The organism is Chachezhania sediminis, from assembly GCF_009765275.1.
Taxonomy (GTDB): Bacteria; Pseudomonadota; Alphaproteobacteria; order Rhodobacterales; family Rhodobacteraceae; genus Chachezhania; species Chachezhania sediminis.
The window spans coordinates 796,369-811,338 of record NZ_VOPH01000003.1; the positions used below are offsets into that span (position 1 = coordinate 796,369).

Consider the following 14,970-nt stretch of genomic DNA (forward strand, 5'->3'; position numbering starts at 1 on the left):
TTTTGGCCCATTCAATAGCCCGGACGCGGTCCGGTCAGGCCAGAGGTGGGGGGCGGGGATTTCGGTGTTTTCGACATCAGACCATATCCTTGCCTCCGGGTCCAATATAGGGATCCGTACCGTGCATTGCATTTTCGCGCTGGAGGTGGCGGCCTATCCGCCGCTGCGCCGTTCCTCGACCTCGCGCTTGCGCAAGGGCATCTTGTCGATGGACCGCGTGATCTCGCGCACGCTTTGCGGGCTGGGCTTGCGCACGATGATCGTGCCGTCCTTGGCCATGACCACCAGCATGAAGCCCCGCGGCCGCAGTTTCTGCCGGGCCGCGGTGTTGGCGGATGGATCCGTGTCGACCAGAACCACCGTGTCGCGTTCGGCCAGCCGGTCCAGTTCGGCCTCCATCATCGCGATCTGGTCGCGGTATCGCGGGTCGTTCGGGTTGTCGGCAAAGACCACGATGGGCCGGTGCGTCCACAGGAAACTGTCCAGCTCGGTGTCCCCGGCTTCGCGGATCAGCGGTTCTGCCATGGGCTGCTGGGCGTCCGCTGCTTGCAGGGACGTGGCGGTCAGGCCGGCCAGAAGGGCCAGAAGCACGGTGCGGCGGATGATCGAAAGTCCCATGCCGCTGAATATATGTCCTGCGGGGCAGAAAGCGATCCATGAACCGCGCGGATCGCAAAGTTTTCCTGTCGCAGGGGCCGCGGGCGCCTCGGCAGTCTCACCCGCGCATGCGCATTCCGCGCCGCGCGCACACCCTTTCTGAATGACCCCCTAGGAGGAAGACGCCATGTCCGACCCCAAAGCCGAATGGCGCGCCATTGCAGCGTCCGAGCTGCGCGGCAAGACCCCGGAAGACCTGACCTGGAAAACGCTCGAAGGCATCGACGTCCAGCCGCTCTATACCGCGGAAGACACTGAAGGCCTGCCGCATCTGGGTACGATCCCTGGTGCCGCGCCCTATACCCGCGGCGTGAAGGCCACGATGTATGCTGGCCGTCCCTGGACGATCCGTCAATATGCGGGCTTTTCCACGGCCGAGGAATCGAACGCCTTCTACCGCCGGAACCTGGCCGCCGGTCAGCAGGGCGTGTCGGTGGCCTTCGACCTGGCCACCCACCGCGGCTATGACAGCGATCACCCCCGGGTCGAAGGCGATGTCGGCAAGGCGGGTGTCGCCATCGACAGCGTCGAGGACATGAAGATCCTGTTCGACGGCATCCCGCTCGACAAGGTCTCGGTCTCGATGACAATGAACGGGGCAGTGATCCCGGTGCTGGCGAACTTCATTGTCGCGGGCGAAGAGCAGGGCCACGACAAGTCGGTTCTGGCGGGCACGATCCAGAACGACATCCTGAAGGAGTTCATGGTCCGCAACACCTATATCTATCCGCCCGAGCCTTCGATGCGGATCATCGCAGACATCATCGAGTACACGGCGAACGAGATGCCGAAGTTCAACTCGATCTCGATTTCCGGCTACCACATGCAGGAAGCCGGCGCGAACCTGGTGCAGGAACTGGCCTATACGCTGGCCGACGGTCGGGAATACGTGCGCACGGCGATTGCCGCCGGCATGGATGTCGACAAGTTCGCGGGCCGGCTGTCGTTCTTCTTCTGCATCGGCATGAACTTCTTCATGGAGGCGGCGAAGCTCCGCGCGGCGCGGTTCCTGTGGCACAAGATCATGTCCGAGTTCGAGCCGAAGAACCCCAAATCCTCGATGTTGCGGACCCACTGCCAGACCTCGGGCGTCAGCCTGCAGGAACAGGACCCCTACAACAACGTCATCCGCACGGCCTACGAGGCGATGTCGGCGGTCCTGGGCGGCACACAGTCGCTGCACACCAACGCGCTGGACGAAGCCATCGCGCTGCCCACCGACTTTTCCGCCCGGATCGCGCGGAACACCCAGCTGGTGCTGCAGGAAGAAACCGGCGTGACCAAGGTCGTCGATCCGCTGGCGGGCTCCTACTATGTCGAGAAGCTGACGGCGGACCTGGCCGAGGAAGCCTGGAAGCTGATCGAGGAAGTCGAGGAAATGGGCGGCATGACCAAGGCCGTGGCCTCGGGCATGCCGAAGCTCCGGATCGAGGAAACCGCCGCCATGCGGCAGGCCAATATCGACCGCGGGGACGAGGTGATCGTCGGGGTGAACAAGTACCGCAAGGACAAGGAGGACCCGATCGACATCCTGGACGTCGACAACGTGAAGGTCCGCGCCAGCCAGATCGCCCGGCTGGAAAAACTGCGGGCCGAACGTGACGACGCGGCTTGCACCGCGGCGCTGGAGGAAGTGACACGGCGCGCGACCGAGGGAGGCAATCTTCTGGAAGCAGCCGTCGAGGCCGCACGGGCCCGGGCAAGCGTTGGAGAGATCAGCATGGCGATGGAGAAGGTGTTCGGCCGCCATCGGGCCGAGGTGAAGACGCTGGCAGGCGTCTACGGCAAGGCCTACGAGGGCGACGAAGGGTTCGCGCAGATCCAGAAGGACGTCGAAACCTTCGCCGAGGAAGAAGGCCGTCGCCCGCGGATGCTGGTGGTCAAGATGGGCCAGGACGGTCACGACCGCGGCGCCAAGGTGATCGCCACGGCCTTTGCCGACATCGGCTTCGACGTCGACGTGGGCCCGCTGTTCCAGACCCCGGCCGAAGCCGCGCAGGACGCCGTCGACAACGACGTCCACATCGTCGGCATCTCGTCCCAGGCGGCAGGCCACAAGACGCTGGCCCCGCAGTTGGTCGAGGAACTGAAGAAGGCCGGCGCCGAGGACGTGATCGTGATCTGCGGCGGTGTCATCCCGCAGCAGGACTACGACTACCTCTACCAGCATGGCGTTAAGGCGATCTTCGGCCCCGGGACCAACATCCCCGCCGCCGCGCGCGAGATCATGGACCTGGTCCGCGCCTCCCGCGCCTGACGTGACATCTCCGGACCGGCGCCATCCGTGCCGGTCCGGGCCAGGTCCCCCGGGCCACAGCGAACGTTTCCCCGCCGGTCTGCCTCCCGCGGAGATATTTGTGGATCAAAGAAGCCAGGGGCCGCGCTCCGAACTTCTTTGGTCCACAAATACCTCAGGGGTGCGGGGACAGCGTCCCCGCTCGACATCAGCTGCGATAGATGTCCCCCGGACCTTAAAGATCGGTAGCGGTGTCCGGGTCCAGTGGATGTGGTACGGTCGGCGCCTCGGGTGGTTCTTCCGGCTTCTCCGGCTTGCGGCGGATCAGGATGTCGCCGTTGGGCAGGATTTCGGGCGTCTCGTAGGCGGCCCAGTCGTCGACCTTGTTCGCCAGTTCCGTCAGCGCGGGGCCCATCTGGTCGACGAAGTCCTGCATCCGCGGACCCGCTTCCCGCATCAGGTCCTGCAGGCTTTGCAGGGTCGGGGCCGCTTCCTCTCGCAGACCATCGAGGAACAGGCTCAGCCCCTGCTGGATCTTCGAGGGACCGTCTTCTGCCTCCTGCGCCAGAGCGGGCGGCGCGAGGAACAGCGCAGAGGACAGGGCCAGGGCAAGGCGGACGGGAGGAACCATTGTCCAGAGATAGGTGCCCCGGCCCCATGGCGCAACGATTTCAGATCTCCAGGTCGACGGTCACCGGGAAATGGTCCGAGGCCGCAAGCAGCGCCTTGCGCAGGTCCGGCGTTTCCCAGCATTCGACATCGTCGAACGGGTGCCAGACCCGCCAGCGGGCGCCGGCGGCGACCAGGCGGGGCGACAGCATGACATAGTCCAGCAGTGCCTGGGAAAACCGGTGTTCATCCTCGATCCGGTAGCGGGCCGTCGTCGGGTGACCGGCGCCGGGTCGTTGCAGGGCCGCATGGGCGTGGGGGTCGTACATGTCGCGGCCCATCAGGATCTCGAAGGAGGTGCGGCTGAACAGGCCCTCGAAGGCGAAGAGGCCGGGCCCGTCGTTCAGGTCGCCCATCAGCATGACGCGTTCGCCTGCCGCCAGGTGGCCGTCGATCCGGGCGCGCAGCCATTGTGCCTGGGCCAGCTGGGTACGGCGGTCGGCGATCATGCGGGCCATGATCTCGTCATGGGTCCCCGACCGGTTGGGCGAGAGCGATTTCAGGTGCACCCCGATCAGGCGGACTTCCGTGCCGCCGGCCGTGCGCAGCGCCAGTTCCATCGGTGGCTTCGAGAAGCGCACCAGATCCTCGCGCCCGTCATTGTCGAGGTCGATCCGGAAGGCGCCATCGAAGCGGGGGGCGTGCGAACTGCCGTCCGGGCCGGCTTCCTTGCCCCTGGGGTCGTGTTCCGCGCTCAGCCTGTCGGGGTCGTAAAGCAGCGCCAGTTCCTGATGCGTAGGGCTGGGAAAGCCCATCGCCGCCTTGCGGGTCCTGAGGCCGTAGACCTGGGCGAATTCCTCCAGCGCGCGGACGGTGTTCTGGCGGCGCCCGGTATTCGGCGCCTCGACGATCAGCATGGCGTCGGCGTCCACCCGGCGCATGACATGGGCCACCGCGTCCGCCTGCTGCATCCGGCTGGAGCCGTCATGGCCCGAAGGCAGGTCGTCCGCTGTCAGGTGATCGCTGTTGTCGAAGAGATTGGCGAACCATTCGACATTGTAGGTGGCCAGCCGCATCGGCGCCTAGACCCCGTCGTCCGGGCCGCCGCCGGCCGGGGCTGCGCGTCGCTGCACAAAGCCGCGGCCGATTTCCTCCCAGGCGCGGTTAATGTCGGCCATGCGCCGTTCCGCCAGCCGGATCGCCTCGGGCGGAACGCCGCGGGCGAACATGGCGTCCGGGTGGTTTTCGCGGGCGAGCTGTTGGTAGGCGCGGCGGATGTCTTCCATCGGCGTGTCCAGGCCCACGCCCAGCACGGTGTAGGGATCGGGTGGCAGGTCGGGGACGAAACGTGCGCGCATGGCGCGGAACTCGGCCTCGGGCAGGCCGAAGATGTTTGCGACCGTATCGAGGAACTCGTCCTCGTCCGGGTGATAGCTGCCGTCGGCCATGGCGATGTGAAACAGGCCCTCCATCAGGTCCGACAGGGTCTTTGGGTCGTCCTGGAACATGTCGCGGATGCGGCGGGCATAGTCTTCGAACCCGGCGACATCGGTGCGGGCCAGGTTGAAGACGCGGGCAGCTCCCCCTTCGTCCTCGGGGGCGATGTGAAAGACCTCGCGGAAGGCCGCGACCTCGTCCCGTGTCACATGGCCGTCGGCCTTGGCCATCTTGGCGCCAAGGGCGATGACGGCGATGGTGAAGGCGACCGAGCGTTCGGGGGGCGTGCGCAGTTTGGCGAAGACCTCTGCCAGGCCTTCGCCATGTCTCAGCGCCGCCAGCGCCTGCGAGATCCGGGACCAGAGCGACATGGGACGACCCTATCCGCTGACCGCTGCGGTGTCAGGGGCGTCTGCGCGCACTGCGCAAAGATTTTTCTGCATCCGCACAAGGTCCGGCCGCTGGCTGCACTTTTGCCCCGCACCGGGCAGGCGGCCTGTCTCGGCAAGGCCGGGGCGCGGGCGGAGGCGCTGGCCGTCGAGGCCAGAGGCACCGATCCCGGCGAACAGGATGTCGATGTCCTGCACACGCGACACAGGAGCCGGCGCATTCATCAGCCGATGGCCTGGATCCCGCCCTTGGGCAGACACGGTCGGATCGACGGAATGCCCTGCCACTGCGGCACCGTCTGCACCGGACGGGCGGATCATGACAGCACCCGAAGGCCCGATGGCGTTTCGAAGGTGGCCTTCAGCGCCGGATCGCCCGGGGCAAAGCCGATGCGGGTGTCGTGAAGGTGCGGGGCCAGCAGGGCCTGAAGCCTGTCGGCCTCGGGGTGACGGATTTCCAGACTGATCAGCCGGCAGCCCGACGGTGCCAGCCGGTTTGCGGGATGGTGGTCCCCCTCCCATGCGATCAGCGCGGGGTGCAGGCCGTCGAAGGGCAGGGCGCCCGCGTCCGGCACTGCCATCTGCCAGCGCAGATCGCCGCGGGTCAGGGCCACGGCCGCGCCAGAGCCGTCCAGCCCGTCGGGCCGCGGGTCCAGCCGGTCCATCGCGCAGATCCAGGTGGTCAGCCGGGCGGGCCCGTCGAATTCGTCCAGCCCGAACCAGCGGGGCCGGTCCGGCGCGGGTGCCTCCGGGTCTATGGCGATGGCTTCCAGGTACAGGCCGTCCGCCAGCCCCAGCAGCCGGTTGTGGGTGCCGAAGCGGGGATGCTGCCCGCCCGGCTGCAGGGGCACGCCCAGGCAAGCTTCGACATGGGCGGCGGCCGCGTCCAGCGTGCGGCCGGCGACAGCGATATGATCGAGGCGAAGGGTGCTCATGCGCGGGGTCTCCTGTCCGGGCGATTATCTATCGCCAAGCTCGCCCTTCGCCCAGAGGAACCGCTGCCGCATGCGCATCTGCCCGCCGAAAGCGCGGCGCGCGTTCAGACCGCAGGCTTGCCCGAAACCCTGCGCAGCCTGCCGCAATGGCTGCTCGGCTCTGCGCGGAAATCCCGCCCGATTTTCGGAAAAATGGAGAAAATGACGCAGGGGCCTCTCAGCCATGGGAAACGCCATCGACAGTCCCTATCTGTGGGTCTGGATTCCAGCAACGACCGAGACGCCTCATGCTCATGCGCGCCATCGACCGTTTCTTCAGCCACGAGGCTTCGGGCGGTATACTTCTCATGCTGTCCGCCGCTCTGGCGATGATCGTGGCAAATTCACCGCTCGCCCCATCTTACGACCATTTTCTTCATGCCAAGGTATCCGTCATGGTAGACGGCCAGGGCCTGGAGAAGACTGCGATCCACTGGATCAACGACGGTCTGATGGCGATCTTCTTCTTCATGGTTGGCCTAGAACTCAAACGCGAGATGCTAGAAGGCAAGCTCAAGAACCCCCGCGACGTGGTCGTGCCGGGGATCGCGGCTGTCGGCGGCATGGCGATGCCGGCCGTCATCTTCGCCTGGTTCAACTGGGGCCAGCCGACCATCGGCGGCTGGGCGATCCCGGCAGCGACCGACATCGCCTTTGCGCTGGGGATCCTGGCGCTGGTGGGCTCGCGCGCGCCGACGTCGCTGAAGGCGTTCCTGCTGACGCTTGCGATCCTGGACGACCTTGGCGCAATCCTGATCATCGCGCTGTTCTACACGGCGGACCTGAAGGTCCATTACCTGCTGCTGGCGCTGCTGCCGCTGGCGGGGATGCTGTGGATGAACTTCACCCGCGCCCACCGCATGGGGCCGCTGATCCTGATGGCGGCGATCATGTGGTACTTCGTGCTGAAATCCGGCGTCCATGCCACGCTGGCTGGCGTTGTCGCGGCCTTCTGCGTGCCGCTGGTCGACAAGTGGGGCAAGTCCCCGTTGCATTCGCTGGAACACGCGATCTCGCCCTATTCGCTGTACGTGATCGTGCCGATCTTTGCCTTCGCCAATGCTGGCGTATCGCTGGCCGGGATGCAGGTCAGCGACATCCTGAGCCCAGTGCCCCTGGGCATTGCGCTGGGCCTGATCCTGGGCAAGCAGCTGGGCGTCTTCGGACTGACCTGGGTGTTGATCAAGCTGGGCCTGGCCAGCCTGCCGAAAGGCGCCGGGTATATGCACGTCTACGGCGTGGCCTGCCTGGCCGGTGTCGGCTTCACCATGTCGCTCTTCATCGGCGGGCTGAGCTATACCGATCCTCTGCTGTCAAGCGAGGTGAAGATCGGTGTGCTGTGCGGCTCGGTCATCTCGGCCATTCTGGGCTATACGGTGCTGATGATCGCGCCCTCGGCGAAGGACGCGAACGCCGCCGAGGTCGAGGCCGAGGCCGCCACCGCCCACTAAGGCGCAGGGATCCCGGCCCCGGTCGTCAGACCAGATCAGACCTGTCAGATCAGGGCCGAGATCACCGCCCAGACCAACGCCAGCACGGTCGAATAGAACGTGCCGGCAAACCCCAGGGACCGCAGCGGCGGGGCCTTGTGGTAGCCCACCCAGAAGATCAGGCGCAGGACGGCAAAACCCACCGCCAGCACCAGAACGGCGGCGCCGCCCTGCACGTGGGCGACAAAGGGCCAGACCAGCGCCGCGATCAGCGCCTGTTCCACCGTATTCTGAAGGACCCGCCCGTCGATGGCGGCCGCGCTGCCGGGGGCAGGGGGCTGACCGTCGATCAGCTCGGGATCGAAGAACCGCCGCCCGGCGATCCGCCCCACGATGGCGATCAATACGGCCGCGGGTGACAGAAGCGCCAGCGGCAGGGCCAGGCCCGGCGGCGGCGCAGGCAGGCGGACCAGTTCCGGCAGGGCCAACTGGACCAGGGCGCAGATCGCCCCCAGTCCCATTCCGGCCGCGATGGTCTTCTGCTTGTCCATGGCGTGTCCCCCGGGCCTATTCGTAAAGCGACACCTCGACCGTGGCGCCAAGCGCATCCGCCAGTGACGACAGCCGCGATTCCGCGACCTCTCCGTACAGTGCGCTGACGGCCCGCGGCATGTGAAGCCCCAGCCGTTTTTGCCCGGGCGTCCAGTCCAGCGTGGCCATCTGCGCATCGGGCTGCATCCAGAGCATGGCACCGAAACGCATCGCCTTGCCCAGAATTTCGGCCTCTTTCTTGGTCTCTTCGTCCAGCAGGTCGTAGAGCGCCTCGAACGAGGTGCCTTCGCGGGTCTTGCGATAGCGATACAGCAGCGCCAGCCCCAGGAAGATCCTTTCCCAGTGCTTCAGCCCGCCCAGATTGGCGCGGGTGGCATATTCGAAACAGACCTCGGCCCGGTAATCGGGATGGGCGCGCCAGGACACGTCGTGCAGCAGGCAGGCGGCCTTGATCAGCCGGACCTTGGCGGGTTCGGGTTCCGGGAACAGCGGGCTGACGAAACTGTAAAGCGTCTTGCCGAAGCCGGGCAGGCGCGCGTCCTTGGCTTCCGCGAAGCGGCAGCTTTCGATCAGCGGATCGCGGTCGCGCAGCTTTTGCGGCATCTGTTCGTAAAGCGTCCCCTCGCGGATCCCGTAGCTGGAAATCGCGATATCCGCCGGGTCGAAGGCCCTGACCAGCCGGGAAAGCACCTCTGACGCCAGCGGCACCAGCGCCATCCGCGAGCCGGAGACGCCCGAGGCCGACCGCAGGCTTTCGATGTCCTGCGACGCGATCAGGTCGACCGTGGCCTGCACGTCGTCGCCGGTCATGCGGTATTCGTGAAGGACGTGCAGCGGATAGTTCCGCCGCATCATGTCGATCCGGGCAATGGCCCGCCAGCTGCCGCCGACCAGGAACAGCCGGTCGTGCTGCGGGCCCATGTAGTCGACCATGGTGGTCAGCGTCTCGTCGATGACCTTTGCCCGTTCCTTGGCACCACCGGCGATGTCGCGCATCTTCAGCGGTCCCAGCGGAGAGGTCATGCGCTTGCCTACGCGGCCATCCCGGATTTCGGCCAGTTCCATGGACGATCCGCCGATATCGCAGACCAGCCCGTAGGAGCCGGGCCAGCCCAGCAGGACGCCCTGCGCCGACAGCCGGGCTTCCTCGTCCCCGTTGATGACCCACATCTTCAGGCCGGTCTCGCGCTGGACCTCGTCCCGGAATTCGGGCCCGTCGACGGAATCGCGCACCGCCGCGGTGGCCACGACGGTCAGCGAGGCCAGTTCCATGCCCTCCGCCAGAAGCTTGAACCGGCGTAGCGCCGCCAGCGCCCGTTCGCGGCCCAAGGGGTTCAGGCGCCCCGTCTCGGACTGTCCGGCACCCAGGGCGCACATCACCTTTTCGTTGTAGAAATAGGCGGGCGACCGGGCTGCGCCGTCGAAGACAACCAGCCGGACCGAGTTCGATCCAACATCGACCACGCCGACCCGGCTGAGCCGCCGTGCGCTGGGATCATCAAAGAGGGGACGGCCGAAAAGCCCCCTGTCTGGCTCTCCGCCGGTGCCGGTGGCATCTGCGCTGTCAGGGGTGCCCGACGGCGGTTGGCCGGCTTCGCTCCGCGATGTCTCCATGGGTGTTTCCGCCTCGCCATGGTGCCCGGATCAAGTTGGGCCCAGCTATCTGTCCGCCCCGTGCGGGGTCAAGTTGAGCCGATGCGGCATAATGGAACAATGCCCCTTATTTACGGGAAAGCAAACATTCCGTCCCTGCAACCTGCAGGTTGCCGCCGGGTCAGGCCTGATCTTCCCTTAGAAGTTCAATGGCCAGCTGGCGGTTGACGTCGCGGCCACGGTCCATCGACATGTGGTCCAGCCGGTCCACAACCCGGGCGGCGGCGGCGAAGGAGCGTTCCATGTGCCGCACAAGATACAGGATTACGCCGTCCTTGGGCCGGATCCCGCGGTCGGCGAACATCTTGATCATCACCGCGCCCAGAAGCGCGTCGTCGGGCGTGTCCAGCGCGACGGATGTGGCGCCTTCGCAGCGGCTTTGCAGGTCGGGCAGGGACAGCGCCCAGCGGCGCGGCACCAGCCGCCCGGTCATCAGAAGGCGGTGACCGTTGCCCAGCACCATGTTGTGAAGGTGAAACAGGGCGGTTTCATCGTCGCGCCGCCCGGCGATCCGGGGCACGTCCTCGACCGCTATCGGTCCTTGGGCCAGGTCCGGCAGGTCCTGTTTCGCCAGATCCATGGCCGGGATCAGCCGCGCGCCGCTTTCGCCGGCCCAGACATGGGCCAGGTGGGTCTTGCCGGCGCCGGCGGGGCCGGTCAGAACCATCTTTTCGCCGGGCCACACACCGTCCAGCGCCGCAAGTGCAATGGCATTGGCGGGCGAGACGAAGAAATCTTCCCGTCCCAGTGCGGTTCGCACCGGAAGATCGAAACGCAGCTGTTCGGTCATCTTACTCGGCGTCCTGCCCGACATGGCCCTTGTAAAGCTTGCTGTGCAGGTACTGCCGTACGCCAAAGCGTGCAAGCACCCCAAGGGCGGCGGTCACCGGGACCGCGATCAGAAGGCCAACAAAGCCGAAAAGCGCGCCGAAGACCGACAGGGCCAACAGCAGCCAGACCGGGTGCAGACCCACGGAATTGCCGACAAGGCGGGGGGTCAGGAAATTGCCTTCGACCACCTGTCCGGCCATGAAGACGCCTGCCACCAGCGCCACCTGGGTCCAGTCGCCCCAGAACTGGAAAAGGGCCAGGCCAATGGCCAGCGCGCCGCCGATCAGGGCGCCCAGGTAGGGGATGAAGGTGACCATGCCGGCGATGAAGCCCACGACCAGGCCGAAGTTCAGCCCGACCAGCATCAGCGCGGCGGAATAGTAGATCCCGAGGATCAGGCAGACCGTGCCCATGCCGCGGACGAAGGCCGACAGGGTGGCGTCGATCTCGGACGCCAGCTGGCGGATTGTGGGGGCGTGGTCGCGGGGCAGAAGGTCGTCGATCCTGGCGATCATCCGGTCCCAGTCCAGCAGAAGATAGACCGCGACGACCGGCACGATCAGGAACAGGGTTACAAGGTTCACGACCGACATCGCCGATCCGAAGACCACGCCCGCCACGGCGGTAGCGCCGTCCTTCAGGCTGTCGCCGAAGGTCGACAGCGCCTTGCGCAGGGTGGACCCCTCTTCCAGCATGTGGGGATAGCGCTGGTTCAGGAAATCCTGCGCATCGCGGAAGATCTGCGGCGCGGTCTGGATCAGGTCGACGGTCTGCGACACCAGTGTCGGCACGAAAAGCAGGAAGACCGCGACGAAAAGCAGGATGCCCACGATGGTGATCACCGCAGTCGCGGCGACCCGGGACAGACCCATCCGTTCCAGACGGTCGGCGATCGGGTCGATGAAATAGGCGATGGCGCCGCCGATGACGAAGGGCAGCAGCTGGTCCCCCAGGAACCACAGCACCGCGGTCAGCACGGCCAGGGCGATGCCCCAGTAGCGGAATTGCGTCTCGACCGGAAGCGCCATGAAAACCCCTGCAGATCGCCGCCGCCGGGGCGGCCCAAACTTTGGATCAGACATCGCTTAATGCGGCCCCGGGCGCAACAGTTTCAAGCCGAAGAACGGACGGCCCGCAGCACCTGGTTCAGGCAAAGACGGCCCGCGACCGCCCTCTGCGGGCAAGGCAAACCTCCGGCGCAAACCTGCGGCTTTCGTTTTGTACGCCTGCGCCCTGGTGGGTCATCTGCGGACAGCAGGTGCCGCCTTCAGGGTAGGGAATACCCGTATCGGGGCGCATGCGGGGCTGTCCGGGACCAGAAATACCTTGACGGTTGCGGCGCCGGGTCACCACGCTTGGCCCAAGAATTCTTGCCAATCCATTTTCAGGGCCCTTGGGGGCCGATTTTACCCGATCCCAAGCCCTTGTTCAGGAGGTGCGGACAATGGCCCTTTTCTTTTCGCGCAGGACCTACAACGCGCAGACGCAGAAGTTCACCAACAACCCGGCGGCGCTGACGCGCTATGTCTCGATCTCGGATCCCGGCGCTGGGGGAACGCGCAAGGGCGGCATCGTCAGCCGGGAAAACTGGCTGGACCTGGTCGGGCAGGAGGGCGCGGCGAACGGCGTGCTGGTCTTTGTCCATGGGTTCAACACCTCGCAGGCGGACATGCTGAACCGGCTGGCGAAGATCAAGGCCGGGGTGGCGGCCCATGGGTTCCGGGGCGCTGTGGTGGCCTTCGACTGGCCCAGCGACGGGGCGGTCCATGCCTATGACAGGGACCGGTCGGATGCCAAGACGGTCGCGCCGCATCTGGTGGGCGACGGTATCGTGCCGCTGCTGGGCATGTCGCCCCGGCCCAGGATCCATATCCTGGCGCATTCCATGGGCGGTCTTGTCGTCCTGCGGGCGCTGTCGGATTTCGGCGATTCCGCGGGGCCCACGCGGGCCAACTGGGGGGCAGACGAAATCCTGTTCGCCTCGGCCGATGTGGACGCGGCCTGGCTGGAACGGGGGGCCTGGGGCGGGCTGGTGCTGAAGGCGCGGGCCAAGCGGTTCACCAACTACTATTGCGGCCGGGACCGGGTGCTGGACCTGTCGGGCAACGTAATCAACGGTGGGCGCGAACGGGTGGGGCGGGTCGGCATGCCGGCGCCCCGGACGGGCGGGCACTGGGATCTTTATGCCAACGAACAATACCTGCGGGACGTGCCGGATGCGCAGCGGACGATGACCTATTCCCATACCTGGTGGTTCGACAATGACGGGTTCTACAAGGACGTCGCCCTGACCCTGGCGGGTGAGAATGCCGAGACGATGCCGACCCGACGTAGGACCAATATCGACGACCTGGCGCTGTTGACCTGAGCGGGCGGAACAGTGCCCGTAGACCACGCCCCTTGCGGCGTCCCGAGGGTCGGGCGGGGTTTACCCCGCCGCATCCGATCTGACGCGAGCTGATCGAATACAAGTTCCGCCCGGTGAAACGGCGGGGTGAACCGCGCCCTGCGGGTGGCGTCCGCGATTGCGCCTGTTCCGCCTTTCCCCTAAACCCACGGCCAGCCTGACCTGTCTGCGAGTACAAGAATGCGCCTGAGCCGCTATTTCCTGCCCGTCCTGAAGGAAACGCCTTCCGAGGCGTCCATCGTCAGCCACCGCCTGATGCTGCGTGCCGGCATGATCAAGCAGGAGCAGGCGGGGATCTATTCCTGGCTGCCGCTGGGCTTCAAGGTGCTGCAGCGCCTGCAGCAGATCGTGCACGAGGAACAGCAGCGCGCGGGTCACATCCCGCTTCTGATGCCCACCTTGCAGCCGGCCGAGCTGTGGAAGGAAAGCGGCCGCTACGACGCCTATGGCGCCGAGATGCTGCGCATCAAGGACCGGCACGACCGCGACATGCTGTACGGTCCGACGAACGAGGAGATGATCACCGACATCTTCCGTCAGAACATCGCGAGCTACCGCGACCTGCCGCTGACGCTCTATCACATCCAGTGGAAGTTCCGGGACGAAATCCGCCCGCGCTTTGGCGTGATGCGGGGGCGCGAGTTCCTGATGAAGGACGGCTACAACTTCGACATCGACATGGACGCGGCGCTCCACGCCTACAACCGTCACCTTGTGACCTACCTGCGCACCTACGAGCGGATGGGCCTGCAGGCGATCCCGATGCGTGCCGATGGCGGCCCCATTGGTGGCGACTATACCCACGAATTCCTGGTGCTGGCCGACACGGGCGAGTCGGAGGTCTTCTATGACAGCGAGATCACCGACCTGAAATTCGGCGACCGCGAGATCGATTTCGACAGCGTCGACGAATGCCGCGCGGTGCTGGAAGAGTTCACCTCGCGCTATGCCCGCACGGACGAGACCCATGACGAGGCGCTGTTCAACGAGATCCCCGAGGAACGCCGCCGCACGGCGCGCGGGATCGAGGTTGGCCAGATCTTCTATTTCGGCACCAAGTATTCCGAGGCGATGGGCGCCACGGTTCAGAACGCGGCCGGAGAGAACGTGCCGGTCCACATGGGGTCCCATGGCATCGGCGTGTCGCGCCTGCTGGGCGCGATCATCGAGGCCAGCCACGACGACAAGGGTATCATCTGGCCGGAAGGGGTGACCCCGTTCCACGCCGGAATCGTGAACCTGCGCCAGGGCGACGCCGAGGCGGATGCCGCCTGCGAAGGGCTCTACAAGGCGCTGCGGGCCAAGGGTCTGGATCCGCTCTACGACGACCGGGACGAAAGGGCGGGCGCGAAGTTCGCGACCATGGACCTGATCGGCCTTCCGTGGCGGATCACCGTGGGTCCGCGCGGGCTGAAGAACGGCGTGGTCGAACTGACCAGCCGCAAGACCGGCGAGAGCACCGAGATGGCGCCGGAAGCCGCTGTCGAGGAGATCGCTAAGATCTACGCGGGCGTTCTCTGACCCGTTGGTGAGTGGTGCGTGGGGGACCACGCACCCTACGCATGGTGCGCCCGGCGTGACCGATCCGGTGACGCGACAATAGCGTCGTAGGGTGCGTGCTCTGCACGCACCTTTCCCTTCATTGGAGCCCGGAAATGCCGCGTGGGGACCATGCCCCCGCCGGATGCCGCCCCCGCCGGCCCGCATCTGCCTGTCGCCGATCCGTGACCCGGTGCCGCTTGACGGCGGCAGGGCAAGACCGCAGGGTCCGCGCGACCCGAACCAGCCCTTGGAG

The 14,970-nt window shown here is 66.2% G+C and carries 13 protein-coding genes; 4 read left to right on the forward strand and 9 right to left on the reverse strand.

Annotated features, from left to right (window positions below):
- Nucleotides 1-153: 153 nt before the first annotated feature.
- A complete protein-coding gene (locus FQK05_RS13130) occupies nt 154-618 on the reverse strand; it encodes a DUF4174 domain-containing protein (protein WP_158967409.1) in 465 nt (154 codons plus the stop codon).
- A gap of 166 nt (nt 619-784) precedes the next feature.
- Between FQK05_RS13130 and scpA the strand changes: the two genes are divergently transcribed.
- Nucleotides 785-2,914 carry a methylmalonyl-CoA mutase gene (gene scpA, locus FQK05_RS13135; protein ID WP_158967411.1) on the forward strand — a complete coding sequence of 710 codons (2,130 nt, stop codon included), beginning with the start codon at nt 785-787 and terminating at the stop codon, nt 2,912-2,914.
- 214 nt (nt 2,915-3,128) lie between these two features.
- Here the strand turns inward: scpA and FQK05_RS13140 are convergent, their stop codons facing one another.
- The 4 genes from FQK05_RS13140 to FQK05_RS13155 all read right to left on the reverse strand — a co-directional run bounded on the left by FQK05_RS13140 (nt 3,129) and on the right by FQK05_RS13155 (nt 6,263).
- On the reverse strand, nt 3,129-3,524 hold the full coding sequence (locus FQK05_RS13140; protein WP_158967413.1) for a hypothetical protein: 396 nt from the start codon (nt 3,522-3,524) through the stop codon (nt 3,129-3,131).
- Nucleotides 3,525-3,564: 40 nt separating this feature from the next.
- Complete coding sequence (locus FQK05_RS13145; protein ID WP_158967415.1) at nt 3,565-4,578, reverse strand: endonuclease/exonuclease/phosphatase family protein; 1,014 nt, start codon at nt 4,576-4,578, stop codon at nt 3,565-3,567.
- Nucleotides 4,579-4,584: 6 nt separating this feature from the next.
- Nucleotides 4,585-5,310, reverse strand: coding sequence for a molecular chaperone DjiA (locus FQK05_RS13150; RefSeq protein WP_158967417.1), 726 nt, complete (start codon nt 5,308-5,310; stop codon nt 4,585-4,587).
- Nucleotides 5,311-5,645: 335 nt separating this feature from the next.
- Nucleotides 5,646-6,263 carry a VOC family protein gene (locus FQK05_RS13155; RefSeq protein WP_158967419.1) on the reverse strand — a complete coding sequence of 206 codons (618 nt, stop codon included), beginning with the start codon at nt 6,261-6,263 and terminating at the stop codon, nt 5,646-5,648.
- A 287-nt stretch (nt 6,264-6,550) separates the two neighbouring features.
- On the opposite strand from FQK05_RS13155, the gene nhaA reads away from it, so the two are divergent.
- A complete protein-coding gene (gene nhaA, locus FQK05_RS13160) occupies nt 6,551-7,753 on the forward strand; it encodes a Na+/H+ antiporter NhaA (RefSeq protein WP_158967421.1) in 1,203 nt (400 codons plus the stop codon).
- Nucleotides 7,754-7,797: 44 nt separating this feature from the next.
- Here the strand turns inward: nhaA and FQK05_RS13165 are convergent, their stop codons facing one another.
- The 4 genes from FQK05_RS13165 to FQK05_RS13180 all read right to left on the reverse strand — a co-directional run bounded on the left by FQK05_RS13165 (nt 7,798) and on the right by FQK05_RS13180 (nt 11,796).
- Nucleotides 7,798-8,283, reverse strand: a complete 486-nt coding sequence (locus FQK05_RS13165; RefSeq protein WP_158967423.1) for an MAPEG family protein — start codon at nt 8,281-8,283, stop codon at nt 7,798-7,800.
- 16 nt (nt 8,284-8,299) lie between these two features.
- Nucleotides 8,300-9,898, reverse strand: a complete 1,599-nt coding sequence (locus FQK05_RS13170) for a Ppx/GppA family phosphatase (RefSeq protein ID WP_158967425.1) — start codon at nt 9,896-9,898, stop codon at nt 8,300-8,302.
- 160 nt (nt 9,899-10,058) lie between these two features.
- Nucleotides 10,059-10,727, reverse strand: coding sequence for a P-loop NTPase family protein (locus FQK05_RS13175; RefSeq protein ID WP_158967426.1), 669 nt, complete (start codon nt 10,725-10,727; stop codon nt 10,059-10,061).
- Between the two features lies 1 nt (nt 10,728).
- Nucleotides 10,729-11,796 carry an AI-2E family transporter gene (locus tag FQK05_RS13180; RefSeq protein ID WP_158967428.1) on the reverse strand — a complete coding sequence of 356 codons (1,068 nt, stop codon included), beginning with the start codon at nt 11,794-11,796 and terminating at the stop codon, nt 10,729-10,731.
- Nucleotides 11,797-12,212: 416 nt separating this feature from the next.
- Here FQK05_RS13180 and FQK05_RS13185 point away from each other — a divergent pair, with 416 nt between their 5' ends.
- Together FQK05_RS13185 and proS are read left to right on the forward strand one after the other, a co-directional pair.
- A complete protein-coding gene (locus FQK05_RS13185; RefSeq protein ID WP_158967430.1) occupies nt 12,213-13,136 on the forward strand; it encodes an alpha/beta fold hydrolase in 924 nt (307 codons plus the stop codon).
- Nucleotides 13,137-13,355: 219 nt separating this feature from the next.
- Complete coding sequence (proS, locus tag FQK05_RS13190; protein ID WP_158967432.1) at nt 13,356-14,696, forward strand: proline--tRNA ligase; 1,341 nt, start codon at nt 13,356-13,358, stop codon at nt 14,694-14,696.
- Nucleotides 14,697-14,970 lie beyond the last annotated feature (274 nt).

What these genes read in the sequence shown, in the direction of transcription:
- FQK05_RS13180 (WP_158967428.1), bottom strand. Translation starts at nt 11,796, where the DNA reads ATGGCGCTTCCGGTCGAGACGCAATTCCGCTACTGGGGCATCGCCCTG.
- proS (WP_158967432.1), top strand. Translation starts at nt 13,356, where the DNA reads ATGCGCCTGAGCCGCTATTTCCTGCCCGTCCTGAAGGAAACGCCTTCC.
- nhaA (WP_158967421.1), top strand. Translation starts at nt 6,551, where the DNA reads ATGCTCATGCGCGCCATCGACCGTTTCTTCAGCCACGAGGCTTCGGGC.
- FQK05_RS13145 (WP_158967415.1), bottom strand. Translation starts at nt 4,578, where the DNA reads ATGCGGCTGGCCACCTACAATGTCGAATGGTTCGCCAATCTCTTCGAC.
- FQK05_RS13140 (WP_158967413.1), bottom strand. Translation starts at nt 3,524, where the DNA reads ATGGTTCCTCCCGTCCGCCTTGCCCTGGCCCTGTCCTCTGCGCTGTTC.
- FQK05_RS13155 (WP_158967419.1), bottom strand. Translation starts at nt 6,263, where the DNA reads ATGAGCACCCTTCGCCTCGATCATATCGCTGTCGCCGGCCGCACGCTG.
- FQK05_RS13150 (WP_158967417.1), bottom strand. Translation starts at nt 5,310, where the DNA reads ATGTCGCTCTGGTCCCGGATCTCGCAGGCGCTGGCGGCGCTGAGACAT.
- FQK05_RS13165 (WP_158967423.1), bottom strand. Translation starts at nt 8,283, where the DNA reads ATGGACAAGCAGAAGACCATCGCGGCCGGAATGGGACTGGGGGCGATC.
- FQK05_RS13130 (WP_158967409.1), bottom strand. Translation starts at nt 618, where the DNA reads ATGGGACTTTCGATCATCCGCCGCACCGTGCTTCTGGCCCTTCTGGCC.
- FQK05_RS13185 (WP_158967430.1), top strand. Translation starts at nt 12,213, where the DNA reads ATGGCCCTTTTCTTTTCGCGCAGGACCTACAACGCGCAGACGCAGAAG.
- FQK05_RS13170 (WP_158967425.1), bottom strand. Translation starts at nt 9,898, where the DNA reads ATGGAGACATCGCGGAGCGAAGCCGGCCAACCGCCGTCGGGCACCCCT.
- scpA (WP_158967411.1), top strand. Translation starts at nt 785, where the DNA reads ATGTCCGACCCCAAAGCCGAATGGCGCGCCATTGCAGCGTCCGAGCTG.
- FQK05_RS13175 (WP_158967426.1), bottom strand. Translation starts at nt 10,727, where the DNA reads ATGACCGAACAGCTGCGTTTCGATCTTCCGGTGCGAACCGCACTGGGA.